This is a genomic window from Natrinema sp. LJW11, assembly GCF_056135975.1.
The window spans coordinates 784,167-806,690 of sequence record NZ_JBWBDM010000001.1 but is presented as its reverse complement, the minus strand read 5'-3'; the positions used below and the strand labels follow the sequence as shown (position 1 = coordinate 806,690).

Sequence of the window (22,524 nt, the reverse complement as noted above, 5' to 3'; positions counted from 1 at the left end):
TTAGAGCGCTTCGTCAAGGTTTGAGGTTACCCGGTAGATTTTTTCATCGTGCTCTCTAAGGGTACGCTTCAGTTTCGGGTAACTAATCGGGTGACCGAGGTCCATGCTTGCTTGGCGGATAATTGCGAGCGCCAGGGAGACATCATCTGCTTCTAATTCATCAAGGCCGCCCGAATCATTATAATTTTTACATATTTCAGTGCAGGCTTCAACCAAGGCTTCATCAGCCTGCTCAAGTTGCTTGAGCGCTGATGCGAGATTTTCCGCAACGCCCTCGCCAACATAGGAACCAAGATCAGACACCTCTTGGTCCGATGGTTCAGTTACTGTTTCAGGACTGCTATCAACGAATAAATCTAGTTCTGCTTCCGGTTCCGGTTCTGGTTCTGCATTTGATTTTGACTCGTTTGAGGCGGATGATGTGGTGAGAAGTTTGCGTTGATCTTGGTACCGGTTCCGAATGGTGACCTCGGTGACGTCGGCGGTATTCCCAATCTCCGTTTGGGTTACCTTCCGGTCCAGTTCAAGACAAGCGTTGTAGATTGCTGCTGCTGCGCGACCCGTTGGACTCTTCCCACTACCGATACCTGCTTCGTCGGCAATTGTGAGGATCTCGTGGGCCCGCTCCGCAACCTCATCGTCGAGTCCAAGGTCCTCGCAGTAGTGGTCGATGTACTGGGTTGGATCAAGGAATGCCCGAGGATCTAGTCCAAGAGTACTGGCGATAGATTTCACCCTACGCAGTAGAATCACACGCGTGAAGGCCGTTTCTGGGACATTTGCGAAATCATCAGGGCTCAACGGCACCGACTCAACTTTACATGCTGTATAGAGACACGCAACGGCCAAGACCTCAAGAGCATTACCGGTGATATCCTCTTGTTCTGCATACTGCTCGAATAACGACACCGCCATTTGTTGAGTGCTTTCCGAGAGTCCCAGTTCGCCACTAGCCCTGGTGATTTCCGCTTCGATGATGTTCTGGCGTCGCTCATCATAGACTCCCTGCCCCGGAGTGAGGTTGGGCTCTTCAGTCCCAGGTGTTCGTTCTTGTACCTCGACCAGATCATCGAGAAGAATATCATCTAATTCTTGACTAACTTCTTCAGTCGAATTTGTCATAATTTCATTCAAGTCACGGATTAGACTGCATCGATTTCATCATCATCATTGCTAGCCGTTGTACTACATGTACTTAATTATAAGCAAAATTTCCACTTCCTTATGAAAGAATATTTGGAAGCCGCTACCCGTCCAATCCAAGAATCCACTCACCGATACACTATCAGCCTCTACCAACAATGTACTTCACAAGAGCGTCTATAGTAACAACTAAACGATTAACACACCGATCGCAACGCTGTTCTGTGATCGGATGTGCAGTGACTACTATAATAGTGGTCGCTGGGATCAGACGACCACGTGCTACGAACCCCAGCATTCTATCGAGACTTAATCAATTATATTTGGTAAGGGATCATCTTCCATAATAATGTCAGATACTTGGATCGGCATCACTGACAGCCGACCCACCCCACTCCTGAACTCGCTTACAGCATCAATTGAAAGTGGCTACTCCCCCGATAACGTCCTCATCCTCGCACCTGTCGACGACGAACAGGCACTTAATGGTATCAAACAGCTCGTGAAGAAAGTCTGCAGCGAATATGAGATACAGCCAGAAATCGAGTTCTCCACCACACCCTCTATCACCAAGCCTCAGGAAGTATCTCAGTACGTCGTACAGACACTTAACGAATTAGAGAGTGAGACGACGAAAGCGGTCAGCATATCCAGCGGTTCCCGGCTTCTCAACGCCTGCCTGACCGCAGCCAGTGATGAACTGGATCACCTCTATTCGTTAGAAAGCTCTGACCAAGCTACTCTCGAGTTAATCTTCTAACACATTATTATTACCGGTATAAAAACAGGGCTGTCTAATATCACTCAGCATCCACAGGTTCGAAATCGATAATATACGTCTCCCCATTTTTTACCCGGAAGAGGACACCGCGGTGATTGCCTTCTGGATCGGCTGCCGGGTAGAGTTGGTCTCCAGTGTCCAGCGTGAGCACTGGCGGTCGGTACCCGAATACATCCCAGTCGCGGTACTCTATTGCCGCCTGTGACATCGGAGTCAGGTCCGTGATCAGCGACCCGGCGAGGTCATCCCATGCATCAACACCCTTCTCAAGGAAGATGCCCGGGTCGTTGCCTTCGGCGTCACTGACCGGAATGAGTAGCGACCCGTCGCCGAGTTCAAGCGCGACCGTTGCCTCGTTGACGGTAACCGTCCACGCCAATCCGTCGGGGATGTCGTCGGCCAGCTGTCGTACGGCCGTGATGACCTGGCCCTCAATGGCGTCCATACCAGTTCCGTTGAAGACTGGGCGGATAAACATTGCCGACGGCTGGACCGGGAATCGTATTCAGTCGGTCTAAGACGATTGGTTGGATTACACTCCGAACGTTTGGACCGGCACTGTCTAGTTCAGTACCTCCTCAGCTGGCGTCTTTCCATCGAGCGATTGATGCGGTCTTTGATGGTTGTAGTAATGCACAAATTGCTCAAGCCATTTACGGGCACTCCGCTGACTGCCCACCCATGAGTTATGGAAACGGTCAACGCGAATTTTGATTCGTATAATGGTACTATATGCTTCCATCCATTCTCGGCGGCTAAACGAGATGGTCAGGAGATTCGACCAAGCGCCCACGTTGCCTGTTCCTGAACCTGTTCATCGGGGTCGTCTTTGAGCAGCCGTAACTGGTCAACTGGAACCGGCGCATCAGCGTTACCAATCAATGTACACGTGTTCGCCCGCACGGTCGAATTTGAATCGCTGAGAGCTGCGACCAATTGTTCGTGTTCATCACGGACTGCTTTGGGATCCGCTTCGCCGGCACGAAGTAACGTAATTGAGGTGTGCACTCTAGTTTCGTCGTCGTCAGCAGTAAGAGACTCTGCCAGCTCCGGAGCAAGTTCGATAACGTCTTCGGGGTTCGACTGTGCAATATCGGCCAAGAGGCCAGCAGCGTTCGCACGAACCAACGCATCGTCGTTGGTAAGCAATTCACCGAGCGAATCAACGATATCACCGGCTGCGTCGGGGTAGGCCTGTGCGATTTTCCCAAGTGTCGAGAGGGCGTTCGTACGTAGATTTTCGTCGGACTCTTCGATACTATCGATCAGGGTCTCGACTGCCGGGAGGAGTTCCTCGGGATATGCTTCGGCGACGTTCGAGAACGTATATAGCAGCCAGCGGCGGGTCTCCAAGGTCGCTGAATCGGCTGCCGACGCCATCGCAGGCACCGCATCTAGCACCCGTTTCGGAGCTACCTCAGCCACAATTCCGAAGCACTTCGCTATTTCCGCTGCTTGCTCCCGATCGGTAAGGAGATCTAATCGAGCCAGGAGCATAGTCTCGAAATCGTCGGCGACCGTCTCACGGATGTCTTCCCGCTCCCCGAAGACCATAGCGATGAATTCCAGTGCTGTGGCGGCCTCGACTTGGCCATTCTGAGTTGCTTCGAGAACAACCTTAACATCTCCGAGCGGGATTTGCTCTGCGTTCTCATCGACGATCGCCACTAACTCCGAAATTGCGGAATCCCAGATCGGGTCAGGTAGCTGTTCGAAAGAAATTGGGTGAAGTTCACGCAGAGCCGGGAGATGAATCGTAATCGGGGGGTTTCCGACAATCGGTTGGAAGCGAAACACCGGAGGCCCATGGAGCGGTTTTGCCGATGGCCGTGTAATCTCTTTGTGGTAGCCGACCACCCGCTGTTCTTCGTTATCGTCCAAGTACGCAATTTCGAATAAGTACCCGACATCCAGGATGGTTTCGACTGTGGTTTCGGATTCAAAGCCTCCCGTTGTCGCTTCTGTGGATAGCCACTTTCCGGATTCGTGGGCCGGTTTCTGGATATCTGGAAGCGAACGCAGCCCAGGAGCAACGACATCCTCCCACCATCTTTGCCGGAATTCGTATTCGAAACCCTTTGCTCTGACCAGAACACCGTTACTCCCAAGCGGATAATTTTTCTCGGGTTCCAACGTTTCCACGATCTCGTCACGGGACGCACCGCTGTGTCCGAGGATGTACCGGCGTGCAGCGGCAATAGCAAGCACACAGTCCTGACGCGGTGCTTTCATGGAAAAATCGACGTTCTCCAGAGCAAGCAGATCGGCATCGACCTCAAGCCGACGCCTTCGCAAGTCCAGACTGAGTTGGTCACTCAGGGCGTCTTGGTCGAACCCATCTTCGTACTGCGAGAGTGTTATCTGGCGGCTATCTCCAGTCCGGAACTCGGTGTTTCCTAATCGAATGCCTTGAGGGATTGCTTTGATCGGGAGCTCTTCCCTCCAGGCGGTAATCATCGCTTCTTGGATCGTGATGGAGTCCCCGTCGTCGGAAACCAGTTCTTTGTCTGGATCAAGACCGGCGCTCGCCGGGTCATAGAGGAATGCGTCAGCCCGATTACATCATAGATTCCACGTTCCCTTACAAGACCGTTCCAGCGTCCCTCGATCGTCTCCTCGTCTTGGTCGTTCAGCAGCGCGATCAGATCTTGAATTAAGTCCGAGGTGAACTCCTCATTGAGCAGTCCCGCTTCTTCCAGCGCCTCGATATCGGGACTGGCAACCAGTTTCCGAACGCGATTCGTTATTTGCAGGGCCCGGTCTTGGCACACTCCGTACTCCCGGTGCATCTTTTTTGCCATCGCGCCTGCCCAATCATTCGCCCCCATAGAGAGGGCAAGCAGCCCGAGAACTATCATAGTAAGGTATATTTCGGCGCTGCTGGCATCTCAGTTTACTCGATTCGTTTACGGTCAAGATACGCGAATTGCTGGCCGAACTCGTCGACCTTCTCCTGATAAATTTCGCCGAAGGCCATCCGGAGGTCTGCTTTCGCGCTTTCAACGGAGCTCCTCTTGAACACAGCAAACATACCGCTGCCGGCGTTGAAGAACGGTTGTCTGCGCTGAAGTCCGTTTCTGAATACGAGGCCGGTGACTGGCGAACAATCGCTGGAGAGCTTCAAGGTTCAGTATACAAGATCGGTATTGACGATGTGTTAGATGCTTTCGCCTTAGCGCTCACTGCGTGTGCGCCCCACGATGAGTTCCAACGGTTGCCATCGGATCCACCGGAAGATACGCGTGGGTTACCGATGCAAATGGTGTACCGAAGCGAAACGCAGCTACGCTGAGAACTTAGCCTATAGCTCTGCGTGAGACACTACGCGACTGGCCCGAAATCAGCGATCCATATCAGGGGGTTTACTCATGTCGCTGTTAGCGGTCTCGATAGTCTCCTTAATGCTCTGCATTACCTGAGCCACGACCGGTGTCCGGTCGGTTGTGGACGCGTTCTTGCTCTGTTGATCGTAGTCGACGATCCCGTGCTCTGCAAGCACTGGGAGGTGCGTGTGATGGAGTCCGATCGTGACTTTACGTCGAGTTGTCTGACCGACTGCGGTGGACTCTACACCGGCTTGGATCGCTGCGACTTGACGAGCGAGATCACGTGCGTGGACGGTCACTTCGTCGTTGGATTCCTCTCGTTGAACCTTGGAGAGGACGTTGAGGACGATACGACGGCGTTCGGATTTGAGGACCTCCAAGAGATCGTCAAGTTCGTTACTCATGACTGCCCTCCGGTGACCAAGTGTCGATAGTCGGCTGTCGGATCGATCTTGTGGATGGTTCGAGCTGCCGCACACTACGGTGAGCGGGTTGTCCGTCTTCGTTGAAGCCAAGAGGTTGGTCGTTGCCTGTCGGTCGGACAGAGTTATCACTCTTGACCTGCGTAGGGTTGATTGCTGTCATTGGTAGGCAGCGCGGCGTTCCGGCGTCTGAAGCGCCGGACCCGTTTCGGGACGACCGCGCTACTGTGGCATGGGAGATTGGTTATAAAAAGCGCTTGTATTTCTGAGTGCTAACTATATCTTTGTGAAAATAACTTGCCGGGGCGATCAAATTGGACAGCAGTTGGATGCGCACCCGAAATTAGTGTGGAGTCGTGGGGAGACGGATATGGCGAGACAGCGAGTGAACTGGTTGCGGAGCAAGGAGCTTGTTGAGGAGCGAAGTGACGCATATGTATTGACGGATGAGGACCGGTCTTTCGTCGAGGGCGCTGTTGCGGAGTGGAGCGACTCGGACTGGACGCCGGCGACGAGATGAGTGCTGGGACGTACGCGACGACGATTCACGCTCGAGTGGTTGACCCTGAGTTCCGTGCGACGGTGATTTCTCGGCATGAGCGAGAGTGCCCGATCTCGGGTGTTGATCACCCTGGATTGCTGGACGTGGCGCATGTGTTATCATGGAGTGACTACCCGGAGTACAGAGCGGACTTGACGAACGTGCTCCCGTTAAGTAAAACGCATCACGCTGCATTCGACCGGGAACTGTTCACGATCGACCGGGACTACCGGTTGCGCGTGAATCCGGACTTTGAAACACAGAGTGACGTACTCCAACGGACGATTATTGACCGTGCAGGGGAGCGAATCTCGCTTCCGGATGAGAGCTTGAAGCCGCAGTATGTTGAGCAGCACAACGCAGCGCTTGAGTGGGTGTGAGAAATACAGGTTAGAGAGACATCCAACTCATCGACACGACGGGGCGAAAGACAGTGAAGTCTCGACGAAAGCGGATTCACTCAGTACCAGAACCGCTCGCCACCAACCTCAAACGATGAAACCTGATCTTGCTCTTTAATACGCTGAACAGCTTCTTCACGCTGGATTCCATAGACTTCCATCACCTCAGCCGTAGCCACAGGACCATACTCCTCGACAAAACCCTCCAGTTCCTGCGGCTCCTGCTCCTCGATCCCTTGGAACGTGAACTGAGTCTTGAAGTCCGAATACCGGACACGGCCATTCTTCGGTACTGGCTTCCCCTGAATCTCCATAAACGTGAACGGAAGTTCTCCACGCTCACCAGATTCCAGTTCAACCTCGTCAAGGTCTTCCTCGAAACGCTCCTGGTCCAGGCCGAGATCAGAGGCTAACTCAACCAAGACATCCTGGTCGTTGATGTCACGGCCAGCTGCTACACCCTGTCGCCACATCGCCCGGATGTAGTCCATGCCCCGATGCTGCCTGTTAGCTGCCTCGAACGCTCTGTTGACCAGTTCCGTGGACTCCGGCGGGTCGTCCCAGAACGAAGGATCAACCGGCATACCGAGCTGCTGTCCGACGTCAATCCACTTCTGCTTCTCCTGTTCCGGGTCAACTTCACGGATAGGAGCCGGTTTGTAGAAGAGCTCGATCTCTTCACCGTAGCACTCCTCGACACGTTTCATCACCGGTTGAACACCCCACGACATCGCACTCAACGCATCGACTTGCTGAACCACGACCACTTCCTCATCTTCATCCTCGTCGTCTTCATCTTCCTCGTCGTCGGCGTCGTCCTCTTCCGTATCCTCTTCAACGTCATCGGGTTCGTCGATATCGTCTTCCTCTTCCAACTCTTCCTCTGTCTCGAGTTCGTCGACGTCGTCCTCCTCTTCCGTGTCTTCCTCCGGCTCCGTCTCTGGCTCCTCGATGTCTGGGGCTTCGGGCTGCTCCTTTTCTTCATCCTCACACTCTTCACCTTCCTCGGCATCTCCCCCGTCTCCGGGATCCTCGCCTTCTGGCGGCTCGGTAACCGCACCTGCACCGGCACCGGAAGCAGCACCAGCGGCACCGGCAGCACCACCACCGGTACCAGCACCGGCAGCACCGGCGACTCCTGCAGCAGCACCCGCACCGCTATCCGAATCATCGTCTTCATCGTCACCAGTGAAATCGTCTACACCGGTCTGAGCATGGTCATCAGTCGATCCTTCATCTTGCGAATCATCGTCGTCCGACGAACCTCCGCCGCCTCCGCTGTATGAACCAAGGAATACGAACATCGTTCAGTTGTCCTCTTTCTTGTCGCTGAACTCGTTTACAGGCCTCTGCTCCTGACCGTCATTTACTTCGAGCTTCGACTCCCGATTCTCTTTAAAATCCGGCCACGGATCCTGCGAAAACCCGTCTTGGGTAGAACAGGAATCTGTCCACTGTCGAAGTCCGGTCGCTCCACGGACACGCGGAGCAAAATCCATCAGGTCGTCCTCCGCGAGCCGTCCTATCAGAAAAACATTCCTCATATCTAAGGCAGCGATAGAGTTCCTGACATGGCTCCGGAGGACATTGATCGCATTGCCCGCGTCCCCACCAGTGTACTGGACAGCGTAGAACGCGAACTCCTTGTAGTCGAACTCGTCGTATAGCTCCCGGTACTCCTGGAAGTGCTCGTACTTCCAGCCCTTGTTCGTCGGGATCAACCGGACATCCAGATCCTCCCCGACAACCCGTTCCTGCAGAATCCTGACGTGGCCAGTGTATGCCTCAATAGCATTGTCCTGGATCTCCTCGTCCATCCAGTTGTAGCTGTAGACCACGTCCGGGACGTAGATCGCTGGCTGCGCCACCTCCAGCAAATCCAAGACGTCCTGCAGAGTGCGTTCATTTACATCGTCATCGTGCTCTGTGCCGAGGATGACCGGGATATGCCACGGCTCGAGAACCTGGCTCAAGTTACCGTCCCGCTCCTTGACTTCGTTAGCGTCGGAGAAGTTGATTACCACGTACTCGACTTCCTGGTTGCCGTCAAGCCACTCCTCGAACGCCTCGTCCGGAAGTTCTACACGGGGATGAACGCCTGTAACCGGTTCGTAGATTCGGTGAGAATTAACCGCCTCATGAAGTGTTTGCTGCCCTCTATCGATTTCTCGGGTATCTGCGTGCGAACTCAAAGTTGTGCTCTCCGTCTCCAGGTGTGTATTCGTGGGAGACATGTCATGGAAGGGGTTCAACCCCCATATAACTACCGCCGAAAACAGGCATCTAGGGCGGCCTAAACCCTAGAATACGAGTTCTATGCAATCTCAAAGTAATCCTGCACGGCTGATAGATGCGTGTTGGTAATATTCTGTATCACAAGAATATTAGATAGTGGGAACAGATAGTAATCAAATATGAGTAATACGAAATATGCTCCTGGCCCGATCAAATGCCAGAAGTGCGATGTAGAACTCGAAACGATCGAGAAGGGGCACCTTCAGAGCCAGAACTGCACCGGAGTTGTAGACATCGTAGAAGACTACCGAGCCAAGTACCCAGACGCGCCGACCCGGACCACTGAGATGCAGGACAAAATCAGTGACAAACTCTCTACGGACTAACGAAGCAGGGATCTCGCCTTCTCTTTCACTGACCTCACTGCGCCCCTGGCCTTAGCCAATACTGTCTCGAACAAAATCAGCCGCTCAGAACCATGCATCAACACCCTTCTCGAGGAAGACACCCGGGTCGTTGCCTTCGCCGTCACTGACCGAAATGAGCAGCGACCCGTCACCGAACTCAAACGCGACCAACAGTTTACAATTCCGGTCATTACCAGAGCTTAGGGATAATATACAATGTCGTCTCTTTGACTGACTATCTGTTCTGCTGATGATTTATCTTGGAGTTCGGTCTTCTCGGGATTTAGTGAATGTGCAACAGTAATTAGTGTATAGCTGGTTTCACTACCCACGCAATTGTTCACTTTTTCCGCTTGTGGGCCATCTAATTCAATTTTGTTTTTACGGCGTACTGCGGACTTCACTTCGTAGTAGTTTCCGTCAATATCTTCGAAATCCCTGCCATCAGGATCACGAAATCCGATTAATTCTATACCCCGATCCTCAATAAGATGGCGTCTGACAAATTCTTCGCCGATATCACCAGAGAGGGAAACATGAACATCTTTGTTGCATACTCCGAGGGTTTGTAGGGTCTTTCGGCAGTCTAACACGTTTCCGTTGATTAGCTCCGGATCAACGAAACCAGCCATGGTTGAGTTGATTACTTGAGGATACATGTCTGAGAGTGCCTCGTAATCGCGTTCGGGGTCGTATTCGGAGGGAAAAAGTAGCCCACCCGGGGAGAACCATCGGTCGTCCTTTGTGGGTAGGGTTTTCCCTTCGAATCGTTCGATGTCTGCTTCATCAGAGTTGAACAGGTACTGCAGTGTCGCTCGCCGCGCAGTTGTCGGGATTCCCTTCCAGTTCTCACAGATCCAGCTCTCGATGATCTCGACAATCCCGTCTGGTTCAGGGGATGATTTTATTTGCTTGAGGAGTGTCGGGTTCGCAGCGTCTTCCCATTCGATATTGCGAATCCATTCAGCTTCTGAAGTAGTAACACATTCGTCATCGGCGTATGCGGCCATTATCACAGTAAGATTTGTCTGGTCAACTGAGTCGTCAGAGGCTGCCTGGGCGAGGATCTCTGCATTAGTTAGTTCTCCCGCGCCAGCTTCAATGAAAAATTGCCGAATTAGATCTCCGTGTTCTCCTGTGAATAATTCGTCATCGGCGACGGGAGATGAGATAACTTCATTTGCCTCCTCAGAATCCCATCCGTCAACTCCAGATTCAGGAAAGATTTTCACACCCCGTAACGGTGACCCACGGCCCCCCTCTCCACTAGCTTGATTCCCATCTGATGTTGGTACAACGTCTCCTTGGAGATGTTTACCTATTCTCCGAGGAACAGAGATATTATCTGGTGAAAGATCATCTATGTCAGTATTTGAATCGTCTTCAATAATACCCTGGAACGTCTCACAGAACCACTCCGTGTCTTTCTCGGCTACAATTGACGCCTCTGAAGCCCTTTCTAATACACTACCTGTGTCGAACGATCCTGTTAGTCCTAATCGTTCTAAGACTGATTCTTGCGGAGTAATAGCAGGCCATTTGCCGACTGCATCGTTGATCTCTTCAGGGGAGAATTGACGGGTTGCTGCGGCTGATACACGGGCAGCGTTCGTTGGTTGGACGAAGTCTTTGTCTGAATCTCCAGCGATACGGACCAAGTCCAATGATTGAAGCGTATTGGTAAACTCTGCAAGCAGATCACTGAGGATTAACCCGTCGCCTCCGGATTCTTCAGGGATAATGAACTCAAGATTACGGTGGAGGGTATCGTGCTCTGCGATGGCCTTCGCTGCAGGTTCAAGCACTTGTTGCTGTAGCGCTTGTACGATTTGATTGTTCCAAGGACTCCCTTGCTGGACGCCTTGGCGGTTCAAAGTTAGATCGAAATCAGCGTGGAGCACGAAATCGACGCCAATCCCGTCGAATTGTTTGACCGGGAGGTAGCTGTGAATTGGGCTGATTCTGATGGATCCATCAGCCTCACAAAGTTCGCCGTTGTCGTTCACTTGGAATGCAACGAAGAGGTCGCTTCGTTTGAGATCTTCTCTGAACTGCGGACGCTCTACGTCTCCAGGCTGCCAGGTGTTGCGAAACAGAACGTACCGCTGTGTTTCACCGTCCTCCGAGAGTTCCCGCGTTTCCACAGTAGGCGTGTCATCTCCAGACGGATTGTTCATCTTCTCCGGCACGTGTTCTTGATATGCGTCTTCGACTTCGCTGATGTATGAGTATGAATCCAGACCACGGTCGCCACCAAGGTCTCTGTTTACTGCCCCCTCGGTGTCTCGTATCCGTAGAGTTTTGAGGGTGTTCAGAAACAAGAATACACTTGGTGATAGGTTCGTCGTCTGCAATGGTTCGATGACTGCATCGGCATCGGACAAATGGCCGATAATTGCAGTAGTATACTCGTTGGGGTCTTCATCATCCCGTTGGTAGGGAACTTTCTTATCAGCATCGTCAATCCATTCAGGGACGAGAAAACCAGGTGCTCCGTCTTCGTCACTGTCCTGACTAGTTTGGAACTGGAAATGATAGCCCTTTGAATGAATTTCCACCCGGTTACAGACCTCGAATAGTGATTTGAATCCGATACCCATGAATCCAATTTGTTTATTGCTTTGTTTGCGGGATTGCCCTTGCTGGCAGACAGAAACGGCCCCTTCTAGATCGAAACCAGCCCCATTGTCATAGACGCGTAATTGATTAGATGCTGCGTCGCGTTCAAATCGCATTGCCGTCGCCCCTTCGTCATCTGCATTCTGGATGAGTTCTAATGGGAAATGTGCCTCAGAGAAGCCGCTCCGAACGAATTCGCCGCCACCACGGATTGACTCTTGTGCAAACCAGTTTGTTCGTTCTTGATAAGATTGACTCATCCATTCGATTTGTTGCCGTTCGCTGTAAGGTGCTAAATCCGTAATATCGGTGATACCAGAAGGAATCTCGACCATGATTATGAAGGCACTAGGGTAATCATTCTTATTAATCTACTCACCCAACTATTCGAATTAACGGCTCTGTAGTTTCGCTAGACGCGAGGGCTATGACTGCGTTATTGCCGTAGAAAGCGAAGGTACAGTCAGTGTGACATACGAAGTCCGTCTCTTCACGCGTGTTGCGGTGGCTAAGGCTAAATCAGTTGTCGCTAATCCGGACGAAACCGCCGACCCCAGCGGGGGAGGCGGGTTCGCCAAGTGGGCGATGCTCACCTTGCATGCACTCTGCATCGAGCTGGGCAAATCCTACCCGTTGCGGTGGATTTGCTCAGCGAAATGCTCGGCGTCTTTGAAGAGATCGGGCTCACCAGACTTCCACATTATACAGTGCTTCGCACGTGGTTTGAGCGGATTCCGACCAAGACGTGGCGTGCGTTTCTCGGCGCATCAACCGAGAAACGCACGGGCCACGCTGATATCGATTCGACTGGCTTTGACCGTGATTAGCCCAGCCGCCACTACGCTAACCGCACTAACTACCTCGTTCGAGCGCTGAAAGTCACCGCACTCGTGGATGTCGAGACGCTGCACATCACCGACATCCACTCGACGACCTCCAAGAAATACGATGCGAAAATTGGCCCGCAGGTCGCCCGGCGCAACGCCGGTGACCTGCGGAGCCTCGCTGCTGATCGCGGCTATGACGTGAAGTCCTTCCGCGATGAAATCTGCGAAAACGGCATCAGATCGCTGATTAAACACCGGATTATGAATCCGCTCGATCACGCCCACAACAGCCGCATGGACGGTGATCGGTACCACCACCGTTCCATGTCAGAAACTGTCTTCTCGTCGATCAAGCGTACGCTTGACGATGCCGTGCGAGCGTGAAGCTGGCAGGGTGCTTGAGCCGGTATCGTTGGCCGGTGCATCGACTGTAGTGGTCGGAGAGGGACGGGGACCATGCAAGATGGATTCTGAAGCCACAATAAAAAATATTGATCTTATTAGAAGGTGAACGTGTGCTTGATCTCGGAATCTGTGAGAACTTTCTGCGGTACGATGATGACCGACTGCAACTCGTTGAGTCCGTCGAAGAGGATTTTCCCAATTGTATCAGACGTGCGTAGCCCATCGCCCAGAAACTGAGACGTGTGGATCTCTTCGAGAACAGCCTTCTCCCAGCCCGGGGTGTCTCCATCCGGTAAAACCTCGTCGAGGAAAAACTCGGGGATGTCGAGAAAGAACTCGATGAGGTCCGGTACGAGATCCCATGCAAGATCCTCAATCACCAGATACGCGTATTCATCCCGATGCCCAATCGGCTCGCAATACTGTCCAGTAGCGACTGTACGCTGTTCTATAAATTCCGAGAAGGCGCGGCAGACCAGTGCACCAAACACGGAAGAAGTGTACACCGGATCCGATTCGCTCGCCAATCCATCTGCAGGCCCTGCACGAATCGGTGTAACCGAGAGGATCTGTTCCAGCGCATCAAACCTGACATCTCTAGGCCCCTGTTCGACGCTGAGCAGGAGCCGATAGAACCCGTCAGACTGGATCTCAGCCACCTCATAGTCCTCCAGGAGTTCCTTGATGAAGGTCGCTCGCTGTTCCGGCGGGATATTCTCTGCATCCGCCTCCGATAGCTCCGTACCGAGTTCTGGCGCGTAGTCTTCACCGAGCGTGTAGGTGAGCCCGAGATCGTGAAGGGTCCAAAACTGCGAGGCTTCAAATGCATCTCCTGACTCGAGCCCCATCCCCTGGAGAACACGGATGGCAGCCGGTTCAAGCTGGAACGTGTGAGCCGGTGGTGGTGGCGATCGATTCTTAATCTTCACAAACCACGGTGACCGGTCCCCGTCTGATGTTCCTTGACGTTTCCAGAACTTCGGCATCACTGTCCACCTAGATAGCCGTCTGATATGAAGATACAGGTATGATCTACTTTCACCTTCCTTGGCTGGTCTCTTTAACCGTGTAGAATAGACACAGTCCCATGGCCGAATGGGCCGATTACGTAATCACGCACGTCCGATACAATGAAGACGGTGACCGCATCACCGCGGTAAAGCGGCGGAAAGATGCCGGAACAACACTGATCGAACCGGAAGAGAAGGACCGATGGGAGGTGATCATGGGGCTCACAGTCGGTCTCGAATACTGTACCGCCTACAAGAACAGCGACGATGACTATGTGCGTGGCGAGGACATCCACAAGGTCGATATCAGCGACACGACGTATCTCCGGACGGACGGCAACGAAATCGAGCAGGACAACCTTGGAGAACTGCCTGAATTCTGAATCGGGTTCTCAACTCCGATTAGCGTAGAAATCGATCAAGTGCCCATCGCCGTTGTAGACGAGCGACCCTTTCGGATCTCTCTCCACCTGAGAGATGTACTCGGAGAATTCGTCTGCAAACCCTGTCGGTGATGAATCCCACAGCCCCACCGCGTACTCTACAATCTCGTCCTCGGACGCATGATCGCGGTTGAGTCCATGGGTAACGCCGTAGAAGGCGGTTTTCGCCATTTCGCGCAATAGTTTGACGGGTTTCCAGCAGAACATACAGTTGTGGTACTCCGGCCCGATCAAGACTCCTCGCTCCTGGTGGCGCTGGCAAACGGTCGTATCAAGACTACCGATGTTCCGGAAGTCAACGTCAAACGGTGGTTCGTCACCAACTTCGACTACGAAATATCCGCCATATAGAGTCGTAGCAGCTTTCGAATCATCCCGGTACAGGAACGCGGAGTTGAGCATCTGGTCCTTGTACCGGCCGGTGTGCGTGTGGCCGCAGAAGTAAGCCCGGCCCGGGAAATGGTCAATCATCGCCTTCTTCTCTGTATGTGTGACGAGAATATCGTCGGGGGCGACGGCGTCCGGATCCTGGGTAAAGCGTTGGTCTCCCACGGTGACGGAGCCTTCCTGGGGGACGTAAACCCCGACATCAAGAGTGTGGTCAAGATCGCCGTAGTGATCCCGATTCCCGTACACATAGACGAGGCCATTGTCGGCGCGGTCAGCAAGCGTTTCCAGATACGGTTCGACAGCCCGGAGCTGTTCCCCGCCAGTCGCTTTATCCTCGCTGTGGGCGTTCGTGAAGTCGCCGACGTGAACGACAAAGTCGAAGCGCTCGCCCTCGGTATCGGCCACAACCCGTTCTAATGATTCTGTATTCCCGTGATTGTCGCCCATCACGAGGATCCGTTGCGAGGCCATGGTCTTCCTGAGTCCTTGGCCAAGTATAAACCTACAGTGATGACTCAGTTCAAACTCAAGCTACCCGACTGATCGCAAGCCGTCTGTCTGACGCATGATGTATGTCTGACGTACGTTTAAGTCGCGGCTCGAATTACCGCCGATAAAACCCTTCAAACGCTGAAATTCACAATAGCCGAAGCGGTTACAACCAAACTTGCGATACCACCAAGACACACCATGAACCCCGACCCTTCCCGCAGTACGACCCTGTCGCGCCGCGCAGTCCTGACCGGCCTCGCATCCATCGCCGCCCTTCCAACTGCAACCAGCGCTGCGAACATGACAGGCTCATCCTCGTTCGGTCAGCCGTCGATCCCCAATGGATTTCGCGGTGAGTCCTGGAAACAGAACGATTTGGGCGAAGACGATAACAACGACGTCGCCTGGATCGGTCAGTCTCTCCAGAACACCACGATGCAGTCCCGTGTCGAAAAAGACCTCGGCATCAGCCCACCGCTATGGAACCTGTACACGTGGAACCTTGAGACGATCCGCAGCGAGAAATACATTGACTACAACAGTGACGATGACGGTGGAGGCATCCCACTCCTGAGCCAGGTATCGCTGCCCATCGGGCCTGGCTCGGTGTTTATTGACCTGGACGAAATCAACCAGTTTCTCGAGGACAACACGGAGAGTGTGGTCAGTGCCACCGCCGTAGAGCTGTTCACGGATCAGGTCGAGTCGGATTACCCGTTTAGTCAGATCGATATCTGCTCAGGGCTCTACGATGAGGAATGGCTCAGCTGCCGGTTCAACGATGTCAGCTATAGCAACGCCGAGGCCATCCTTGAGGACTCGTTCACCATCACTGCCACGCACACAGCAACAAACGGCGACGAAGAGTTCGAAATTGAGTACCGTGGCTTCCTCGTTGTCCAGACCTACAACCGGGGCGAATCCTATACGGCTGCAGGAGTGGTCTACCCGGAACGGATGGATGACGACGGATGGTGGGGTGACTACGAGTTTGGCGAGTCATTCATCGCCGATAGCCGCGACTTCATGAAGAACACGAAGTAGAAGCACCGACCGAAAACAAATTGCAAGCGCGTCGTCGAAACAGGAAGCCCCACCCTCAAGGAGCGAACGGCGCAAGCCGTGAGCGAGTAGGGTGGGGAGGAAGTCACAGGAATGTGCTGGTATCGAGGCCAGCTGTCAGCTGGTGCTGTGTTTGGATCCCTGTATGGAATCGTTGGACAATCTCGGATTGGTGTTTCGGACACGCCATTGGGATGATGGCTCCGTCCTGGACTTGGACCAGAGGATGCGGTGAATTGTACGGGGCGAGACGGCAGCTGGGGCACGACACTCCGCCGGCCGGTCGATGATGCAGGAGATCGGCCGTATCCTCGGACGTCAACCCACAGACTGAAGAGAACTGCTCGAGGTGTTCATCACAGCTGAGGACAGGGACCGTGAGCTGATCCAAGAGGAGAAACGACACCTCTTGCTGCCCGCCAGACTGGACGGCAGACTGGCACGCATCACATCCGATAGCCGACAGCGACTGCTGGACATCTGGTGATGCCATTGTGTATTCGCGGGCCGCCACACAGGTAAGTCATGGGGCACTACTCTTTCCATACCTCCAAGCTACCGGACGATCACCGGTGGTCGAGACGCTTTCATCGGATTCAGAAGAAATCTTCGGCAGTCGACCAACTGGAACAGCACTCAACAGTTACTCAGAGAAGACATCTTCAACGTACTGTTCCTCCCAGTCACGTCGGGCTTCGATCTCACGGGTTCCGCGACGTGTCACCGAGTACACGTTAGTGCGGCGATCGGCTTCACCTTTCTCGACGAGACCTTTGTCGACGAGTGTGTCGAGGTTCGGGTAGAGACGGCCGTGATGGATCTCCTTCTCGTAGTAGTTCTCGAGTTCATCCTTGATTGCCAGGCCGTGTAGGTCATCGAGGCCAGCGACGACGTACAGCAGGTCGCGCTGGAATCCAGTCAGATCGTACATATCAGAACTCATGGCTATCAGCGGCTTAAGAATAGGGGTAACAATGTCGCATCAGATATTACGGATGGACACATCATATCAGACCGACCGTCGAAATCACGATTCTGGATATTTCGCGGATATAATCATCGACGAGGATGAGTTATCGCTCTGTTTCTAGCCGATACTGAATACCTTGGACAATAGGCCTCTCAAAGGTCGTCGTATGAGTACGCTTGGTCCTCGCTGTCGTAAATGCGGAGATGATGGGCGGCGACATCGACACGATCGGGGCTGTTATCGGTGCAATCGCAGGTGCGCGGTTTGGAGCAGAGGCAGTTCCCGAACGATGGCTAACCGACGAGGTTGACGACGACGAAGAAGTCTGTCAGTTAACGACTAAGCGGGTCGAACTATAATCGGATTTCCAACAGGCTTGTAGCTCAAGGCCTTTCCTCACTGGAACGATTCCGTGATCGTCGTCAATCTGTTTCGAGTGCTTATTTAATTCACTCTTCAGGGGGGGCGTCCCCCTTTTGCAAGTCGTTAAGTGGGGGAGATTACCAACCTGTTACATGAGGTACGACAAATCAACCGCAGGACGACAATTAACCCTCCTACTCGAGGAACTAGAGTTGCCGGTTGACGAGACAGAATGTGGTCAGTTCCTTGACGACCTCGAGACCGCTCTCGAGGCTGTACTCATCGAACACGATCTCGATGCAGACCAGATTCGAGCAATCGGCGGTCACACCTACTCAGCAATCAATAACCGATGTCCAGTATGCGGCACTGAGTTGAAGTTGATCGAACCGTCACTTGATCCGCATAATGGTGCACACGCACGGGCAAGTTGCGAGTGTGGCTGGGCTGGAGAAGCCGTCTATCGACTGATCGATCTCCACGAAACCACATCCGGTAGCGATGGTCAGAGTGTGATAGACGACAGTGAGTCAGGGTCTGCGATTTTCGACGAGAACAGTAGCGTCTCCCTGTACGATCTCGAGCCGAGGTACTACCCCTACTGACGGGTGATGGGAAATGCCACGAGTCAGTTACGTCTAAACACGACCGCAACGCCAAAGGAAGCAAAGAGACGAATGATAGGAAATAAATCAGACGACGGCCCCGATCAGGGGACTAGCGATCAAACACAGACTGTCGCACTCGAGGACATACCCGCTCTCGAGGAAGGAGACGCAATTGCTGTTCGAACGCACCTCGGAGAATACGTCGAGATATTTGCAGGCCGAGTCGACACAGACCCTCGTTCAATGGCGTCGATCAAAAATGCTCTCGACGAGTACACCTGGGCGTCCTTACTGCCCGTCGATACGAACCTGTGGTGGGTACTCGAAGATGGGCAAATTGACGATCAAAGTCACGAATTAGATGAACTCCCACCATACCGGAAAGCACTGGGTGAACCACTGACAGATCCGCCATTGTGTTCACTCGACTATCGAGAGGAGTATGGAGTTCTATTCACGGTACCGTCACCAGTCTACAGTGGTAGACGTGTCCAGCACTACGCAAGAGACAAGCACCGACCTATTGTCGCGCTCAAAAGTGGTGATATCGTCAAACCCACGGAGCTGATCCCCGATAACCATAATTAAGAGCGTGTCATAGAATAATTCTCACGGTGTCTCTTTCACTCAATCTGGGGCGAACTATCCGTCACTATACATACTTATTGACCGCTGGGTTCCTGACAGTTTCAGATCGTGTTTAGGGCACTATACAAGATACAAGGCACGTATCTTGCGCATGTACTTCTTCAGAATTATTCTCGATGTCGAGAAGGGGTTAGAGACAATCCACTAATCAGTTGGAAGACCGTCATAACCTATCGAAACCAACAAGAATCTAGTCGCTAATCAGTTGTTGCTATTCCGATCAGGAACACCGTAATCGATATGAATTTCTGGTGTGCTCGGTGATTCCGGTGCAAGAGTACCGTTCCAGTCAACGACGTGGACGTTCGCCAGTTCACCGGAGAATCGGAACCGCATCACACCGGTCTCGACCGCACCTTCCGCGGCGTTGTCTGTAACGACCGTTGCCTCTTCGAGCGGGTCAGCGCCGATCAGTTCGATGTCGCCGTCGACGGTGATTTCGTAGTTCGATGGTACGCCTCTTCCAACGATCGTCACGAGATTCGGCAGGGTTTCGGCAGTCGCGGTGGACATACTTTGACGACGTGATTCCGCCAGTATAAGCCTTCTTTTCCCTTAAACAATAGAATGAGACGAACGTACAGTCTGAATGAACACGGATCTGGGTTCAGAGATCGATGTACTGGTTCTCCCACTCTCGTCGTTCTTGGATCTGCTCCGTTCCATCGTCGGTGATAGAGTAGTAGTTGGTCCGCCTGTCGAGTTGGCCCTTCTCGACCAGTTCCTTGTTGACGAGTGTGTCGAGATTAGGATACAGTCGGCCGTGATTGATCTCCGAACTGTAGTACTGCTCGACTTCGTCTTTGACATCTTGGCCGGACGGCTGGTCAGCGCCTGCGATCACGTACAGGAGGTCGCGCTGGAAACCGGTGAGGTCGTGCATCTCGAGTGAGATTTCAACGATGCTGTATTTGACTTCTTTTCCGACCCGGGTTATACGTATCCGCGGCGTGAAAGTCATCGTCTGGAGAACAAAGTCCAATCAGAAAATCGACTGTCGGTCAACATGACCCAGCGCCTGTCTGACCGGTCTGCTAGCGGCTGATATCAGACTACCACGGCTCTGGTGAATCGCTGGGCGGCATCGGTTTCGACCGTTAGAACTAGGAGTATGAAGCGGGAAACAGCCGATGGTTCATGTCGAAAATTTCTCGCTTCACGAGCAACGTCGTGCAGTTAGCTAAAAACGCTGTTGGTGGGCGAGGCGAAGTCGCCGCCACCGAAGGGGGTGGCGGCTTCGCCGAGTACGCGGTGCTGTCGCTGCACTGTCTGCGGGTTTACCTCGACAAATCGTACCGAGAAACACTTGATCTGCTGAGCGAGATGCCACATATTCTCGGGGAGATCGGCCTCGACGTGGCTGCCCTCCCCGACCACTTGACGTTAGTAAAGTGGTTTGACAGAATCAAGACAGCACTCTGGCGAGTGCGGCTGCGCCTCTCGGCGCAGTTGCATGACCCGAGCGGTCACGCCGCGATCGACGCGACGTTTTTCGACCGCGAAACCGCCAGCAAACACTACTGTCGGCGGACGAATTACCGCGTGCAGACGCTCAAAACAACCGCTCTCGTCGACACAGACAGCCACGCGATTCTGGACGTTCACTGTACAACCGAGAAAATGCACGACACACAGCTCGGCTGGCAGGTCGCCCGCCGCAACGCGGGGGACCTCGCCAGCCTCGCTGCGGACAAAGGCTACGACTAGATGCAACTACGCGAGAAACTGCGCAAAGAGGGCGTGAGACCGCTGATCAAACATCGTGAGTTTCGGCCCCTCGATCACGCGCATAACGCGCGGATCGATGGGCATCGATACCGCCAACGATCGACGTGTGAACCCGTCTTCTCGACGATCAATCGCACGCTCGGTGACGCCATGGTGCGCGAGCGTAGTTTCGTGAGTTCCGTGAAATCGCGCTGAAATGTGTCGTTTACAACACCAAGCGTGCCGTGACATCATAAAATCATGCTACGTCGGGCGATTCACCACGGCCAAGAGATCAGAAGAATGAATCAGGGTGGCACTTCGGACTAGGATCAAACGGACCAAGATGCCAATCACTGTCAAATCTGAGTTCCTCGAGGTCGTCTTCATCATTCATATCCTTCACTACGCTTACATCGTCGACATCTCTATCAGAGAGGAATCTCTGTGTATCGACGACATCCCGCGTTATGTCTTCAATCGTATCGAGAATCTCGTCGATCCCGTACTCTAGCGTCCTATACAGTTCCCGCAGTAGCACGAGATAGGTTTTCAGCCCCAGAACTTCCCGTACGACACCGAGAAGATACGTGTCTAGTTTCCGTACGGCAAAGGATGCAGCGCGGCTAACCAGGCCGTATTTTATCATCACAAGTTCCGCTACGAGTATTCCCAGACTCATCAACATGTTCTCCACGTCACCAGTGACCGTATCCGGGGCAGACTGGGATACGGTACACGAGTCCTCTACCAGTTCTTCGACGGTGGATACGACAGGGAGTACCTGGCCGGTCCATCGTGTCCACGTTGCCGTCTCTTCTAACAGGGCCTCCGCCAGTGGCGCACTATACCCGGTTTTGTTCTCGATCACCTCAAGCACCGATTGGAGAACCGATGCCGTACGTTCCGCTCCAGAGACGTCATCATCGATATCGTCGGCCGCGAGACCATCCATCTTTGCAGGAACTTGACTGCAGATATCATCCGCAATCTGCACCATTGTCCGTGTCAACGATTCGGATCCTGAAAGCAAGGTGTAGAAAGATGCGATCTCGACTGTCGCCTCATTGACCGCGGTTTCTTCATCCCGGTATCGGGCACGGATCAATACATCCACCGTTGTACTGTCATCCTCTGGTTCGTTGAGAACCTTACTGCTCCAATCAAACACGATATTGTACGTCCCTGTCCCGATACGGTGAGCGGCTTTCGTCGCTCGTTTCTCGGTTAGACAGTCCAACGCCTTGTTATTCACAACGCTTTCGACATCCCACGGCTGCCGTTGCTGCCGCCATTCCTCTAGATTATTCAAATTGACCGTCGGGAACGGATGGGTGCCGAACCTTCCAAGATCAATCATTGTAGTGCCTAGAACAGGGTATGAACCGACCTGCACCTCGTATTCACTGAACCCATAATGATCCAGGACGAGAACGTCAGGTTCCGCCCCTGACTTTTCCGGCCGGACCTCGTACTCAATGACAGCAGTTTCATCAAACCTCGGAAAGGTATAGGCCTTGTACGGATTATCTTCTGAAAGTTCGATTTCCTGCTGGGTCTCTGTAATCACCGAGTCAATAGGACCGTCTGATGTAGGTAGATCCGATCGGGCATTAGCAGAGGAAGCACTGTCTGCAGCGGCCTGTACTGTTCCTGCCATGGAGAGGGATATCGCGCCTGCGGTAGAGATCGAAAGGAGTTGGCGGCGGGAGAGGTCCATTTAC

23 protein-coding genes and 3 pseudogenes are annotated in these 22,524 nt (G+C 53.2%); 11 read left to right on the top strand and 15 right to left on the bottom strand.

From position 1 onward, the window contains the following. Entirely contained in the window at window positions 1-1,134 is a 1,134-nt protein-coding gene (locus AC0QDI_RS03915) for a transcription initiation factor IIB family protein (protein WP_474665411.1), read from the bottom strand. Between the two features lie 358 nt (window positions 1,135-1,492). Here AC0QDI_RS03915 and AC0QDI_RS03910 point away from each other — a divergent pair, with 358 nt between their 5' ends. Further along, window positions 1,493-1,903 (top strand): hypothetical protein, encoded by a 411-nt coding sequence (locus tag AC0QDI_RS03910; RefSeq protein ID WP_474665409.1) that lies wholly within the window; start codon window positions 1,493-1,495, stop codon window positions 1,901-1,903. Between the two features lie 40 nt (window positions 1,904-1,943). Here the strand turns inward: AC0QDI_RS03910 and AC0QDI_RS03905 are convergent, their stop codons facing one another. The 4 genes and pseudogenes from AC0QDI_RS03905 to AC0QDI_RS03890 form a co-directional block, all read right to left on the bottom strand. Then, on the bottom strand, window positions 1,944-2,369 hold the full coding sequence (locus tag AC0QDI_RS03905) for a hypothetical protein (RefSeq protein ID WP_474665407.1): 426 nt from the start codon (window positions 2,367-2,369) through the stop codon (window positions 1,944-1,946). 117 nt (window positions 2,370-2,486) lie between these two features. Further along, window positions 2,487-2,639: pseudogene (locus AC0QDI_RS03900) on the bottom strand (integrase core domain-containing protein); the annotation flags it as partial. A gap of 53 nt (window positions 2,640-2,692) precedes the next feature. After that, on the bottom strand, window positions 2,693-4,381 hold the full coding sequence (locus tag AC0QDI_RS03895; RefSeq protein WP_474665405.1) for a HEAT repeat domain-containing protein: 1,689 nt from the start codon (window positions 4,379-4,381) through the stop codon (window positions 2,693-2,695). Beyond that, window positions 4,378-4,782, bottom strand: a complete 405-nt coding sequence (locus AC0QDI_RS03890; RefSeq protein ID WP_474665403.1) for a hypothetical protein — start codon at window positions 4,780-4,782, stop codon at window positions 4,378-4,380. The genes AC0QDI_RS03895 and AC0QDI_RS03890 overlap by 4 nt, the downstream gene beginning before the upstream one ends. Window positions 4,783-4,850: 68 nt before the next feature. Here AC0QDI_RS03890 and AC0QDI_RS03885 point away from each other — a divergent pair, with 68 nt between their 5' ends. Then, entirely contained in the window at window positions 4,851-5,216 is a 366-nt protein-coding gene (locus AC0QDI_RS03885; RefSeq protein WP_474665401.1) for a DUF429 domain-containing protein, read from the top strand. 48 nt (window positions 5,217-5,264) lie between these two features. Here the strand turns inward: AC0QDI_RS03885 and AC0QDI_RS03880 are convergent, their stop codons facing one another. Next, entirely contained in the window at window positions 5,265-5,654 is a 390-nt protein-coding gene (locus AC0QDI_RS03880) for a DUF7344 domain-containing protein (protein WP_474665399.1), read from the bottom strand. A 501-nt stretch (window positions 5,655-6,155) separates the two neighbouring features. Between AC0QDI_RS03880 and AC0QDI_RS03875 the strand changes: the two genes are divergently transcribed. Then, window positions 6,156-6,593: an HNH endonuclease gene (locus AC0QDI_RS03875; protein WP_474665397.1), complete on the top strand. Its 438-nt coding sequence runs from the start codon at window positions 6,156-6,158 to the stop codon at window positions 6,591-6,593. Between the two features lie 80 nt (window positions 6,594-6,673). Here AC0QDI_RS03875 and AC0QDI_RS03870 read toward each other — a convergent pair whose 3' ends face one another. Then, window positions 6,674-7,918, bottom strand: a complete 1,245-nt coding sequence (locus AC0QDI_RS03870; protein ID WP_474665395.1) for a DsbA family protein — start codon at window positions 7,916-7,918, stop codon at window positions 6,674-6,676. Window positions 7,919-7,921: 3 nt separating this feature from the next. Continuing rightward, the gene (locus AC0QDI_RS03865; RefSeq protein WP_474665393.1) at window positions 7,922-8,848 is read right to left on the bottom strand and encodes a hypothetical protein; all 927 of its coding nucleotides are present in this window, start codon (window positions 8,846-8,848) and stop codon (window positions 7,922-7,924) included. A gap of 180 nt (window positions 8,849-9,028) precedes the next feature. On the opposite strand from AC0QDI_RS03865, the gene AC0QDI_RS03860 reads away from it, so the two are divergent. Next, a complete protein-coding gene (locus tag AC0QDI_RS03860; RefSeq protein ID WP_474665391.1) occupies window positions 9,029-9,235 on the top strand; it encodes a hypothetical protein in 207 nt (68 codons plus the stop codon). 221 nt (window positions 9,236-9,456) lie between these two features. Here the strand turns inward: AC0QDI_RS03860 and AC0QDI_RS03855 are convergent, their stop codons facing one another. After that, complete coding sequence (locus AC0QDI_RS03855; protein WP_474665389.1) at window positions 9,457-12,210, bottom strand: sacsin N-terminal ATP-binding-like domain-containing protein; 2,754 nt, start codon at window positions 12,208-12,210, stop codon at window positions 9,457-9,459. A 133-nt stretch (window positions 12,211-12,343) separates the two neighbouring features. Between AC0QDI_RS03855 and AC0QDI_RS03850 the strand changes: the two are divergent. Continuing rightward, window positions 12,344-13,083: pseudogene (locus tag AC0QDI_RS03850) on the top strand (IS5 family transposase); the annotation flags it as partial. A gap of 119 nt (window positions 13,084-13,202) precedes the next feature. Here the strand turns inward: AC0QDI_RS03850 and AC0QDI_RS03845 are convergent. Continuing rightward, complete coding sequence (locus tag AC0QDI_RS03845) at window positions 13,203-14,093, bottom strand: hypothetical protein (RefSeq protein ID WP_474665387.1); 891 nt, start codon at window positions 14,091-14,093, stop codon at window positions 13,203-13,205. A gap of 101 nt (window positions 14,094-14,194) precedes the next feature. Here AC0QDI_RS03845 and AC0QDI_RS03840 point away from each other — a divergent pair, with 101 nt between their 5' ends. Beyond that, on the top strand, window positions 14,195-14,500 hold the full coding sequence (locus tag AC0QDI_RS03840) for a DUF3892 domain-containing protein (RefSeq protein WP_474665385.1): 306 nt from the start codon (window positions 14,195-14,197) through the stop codon (window positions 14,498-14,500). 9 nt (window positions 14,501-14,509) lie between these two features. Here the strand turns inward: AC0QDI_RS03840 and AC0QDI_RS03835 are convergent, their stop codons facing one another. Further along, entirely contained in the window at window positions 14,510-15,421 is a 912-nt protein-coding gene (locus AC0QDI_RS03835) for a metallophosphoesterase family protein (RefSeq protein ID WP_474665383.1), read from the bottom strand. Between the two features lie 219 nt (window positions 15,422-15,640). On the opposite strand from AC0QDI_RS03835, the gene AC0QDI_RS03830 reads away from it, so the two are divergent. Beyond that, window positions 15,641-16,486, top strand: coding sequence for a hypothetical protein (locus AC0QDI_RS03830; RefSeq protein ID WP_474665381.1), 846 nt, complete (start codon window positions 15,641-15,643; stop codon window positions 16,484-16,486). Between the two features lie 661 nt (window positions 16,487-17,147). On the opposite strand, the gene AC0QDI_RS03825 is transcribed toward AC0QDI_RS03830, so the two are convergent. Next, on the bottom strand, window positions 17,148-17,435 hold the full coding sequence (locus tag AC0QDI_RS03825; protein ID WP_474665379.1) for a PadR family transcriptional regulator: 288 nt from the start codon (window positions 17,433-17,435) through the stop codon (window positions 17,148-17,150). A gap of 215 nt (window positions 17,436-17,650) precedes the next feature. Between AC0QDI_RS03825 and AC0QDI_RS03820 the strand changes: the two genes are divergently transcribed. From AC0QDI_RS03820 to AC0QDI_RS03810, 3 genes are all read left to right on the top strand, one after another. After that, on the top strand, window positions 17,651-17,833 hold the full coding sequence (locus AC0QDI_RS03820; protein ID WP_474665377.1) for an ADP-ribosylglycohydrolase family protein: 183 nt from the start codon (window positions 17,651-17,653) through the stop codon (window positions 17,831-17,833). A gap of 156 nt (window positions 17,834-17,989) precedes the next feature. After that, window positions 17,990-18,442: a hypothetical protein gene (locus AC0QDI_RS03815; RefSeq protein ID WP_474665375.1), complete on the top strand. Its 453-nt coding sequence runs from the start codon at window positions 17,990-17,992 to the stop codon at window positions 18,440-18,442. A 6-nt stretch (window positions 18,443-18,448) separates the two neighbouring features. After that, the gene (locus tag AC0QDI_RS03810; RefSeq protein ID WP_474665373.1) at window positions 18,449-19,033 is read left to right on the top strand and encodes a hypothetical protein; all 585 of its coding nucleotides are present in this window, start codon (window positions 18,449-18,451) and stop codon (window positions 19,031-19,033) included. 261 nt (window positions 19,034-19,294) lie between these two features. Here AC0QDI_RS03810 and AC0QDI_RS03805 read toward each other — a convergent pair whose 3' ends face one another. Both AC0QDI_RS03805 and AC0QDI_RS03800 read right to left on the bottom strand, forming a co-directional pair. Further along, window positions 19,295-19,606 (bottom strand): hypothetical protein, encoded by a 312-nt coding sequence (locus AC0QDI_RS03805; protein WP_474665371.1) that lies wholly within the window; start codon window positions 19,604-19,606, stop codon window positions 19,295-19,297. 94 nt (window positions 19,607-19,700) lie between these two features. After that, entirely contained in the window at window positions 19,701-19,976 is a 276-nt protein-coding gene (locus AC0QDI_RS03800; RefSeq protein ID WP_474665369.1) for a PadR family transcriptional regulator, read from the bottom strand. 254 nt (window positions 19,977-20,230) lie between these two features. Here AC0QDI_RS03800 and AC0QDI_RS03795 point away from each other — a divergent pair. After that, a pseudogene (locus tag AC0QDI_RS03795) lies at window positions 20,231-21,057 on the top strand (IS5 family transposase). 38 nt (window positions 21,058-21,095) lie between these two features. On the opposite strand, the gene AC0QDI_RS03790 reads toward AC0QDI_RS03795, so the two are convergent. Beyond that, window positions 21,096-22,520: a hypothetical protein gene (locus tag AC0QDI_RS03790; RefSeq protein ID WP_474665367.1), complete on the bottom strand. Its 1,425-nt coding sequence runs from the start codon at window positions 22,518-22,520 to the stop codon at window positions 21,096-21,098. Window positions 22,521-22,524 lie beyond the last annotated feature (4 nt).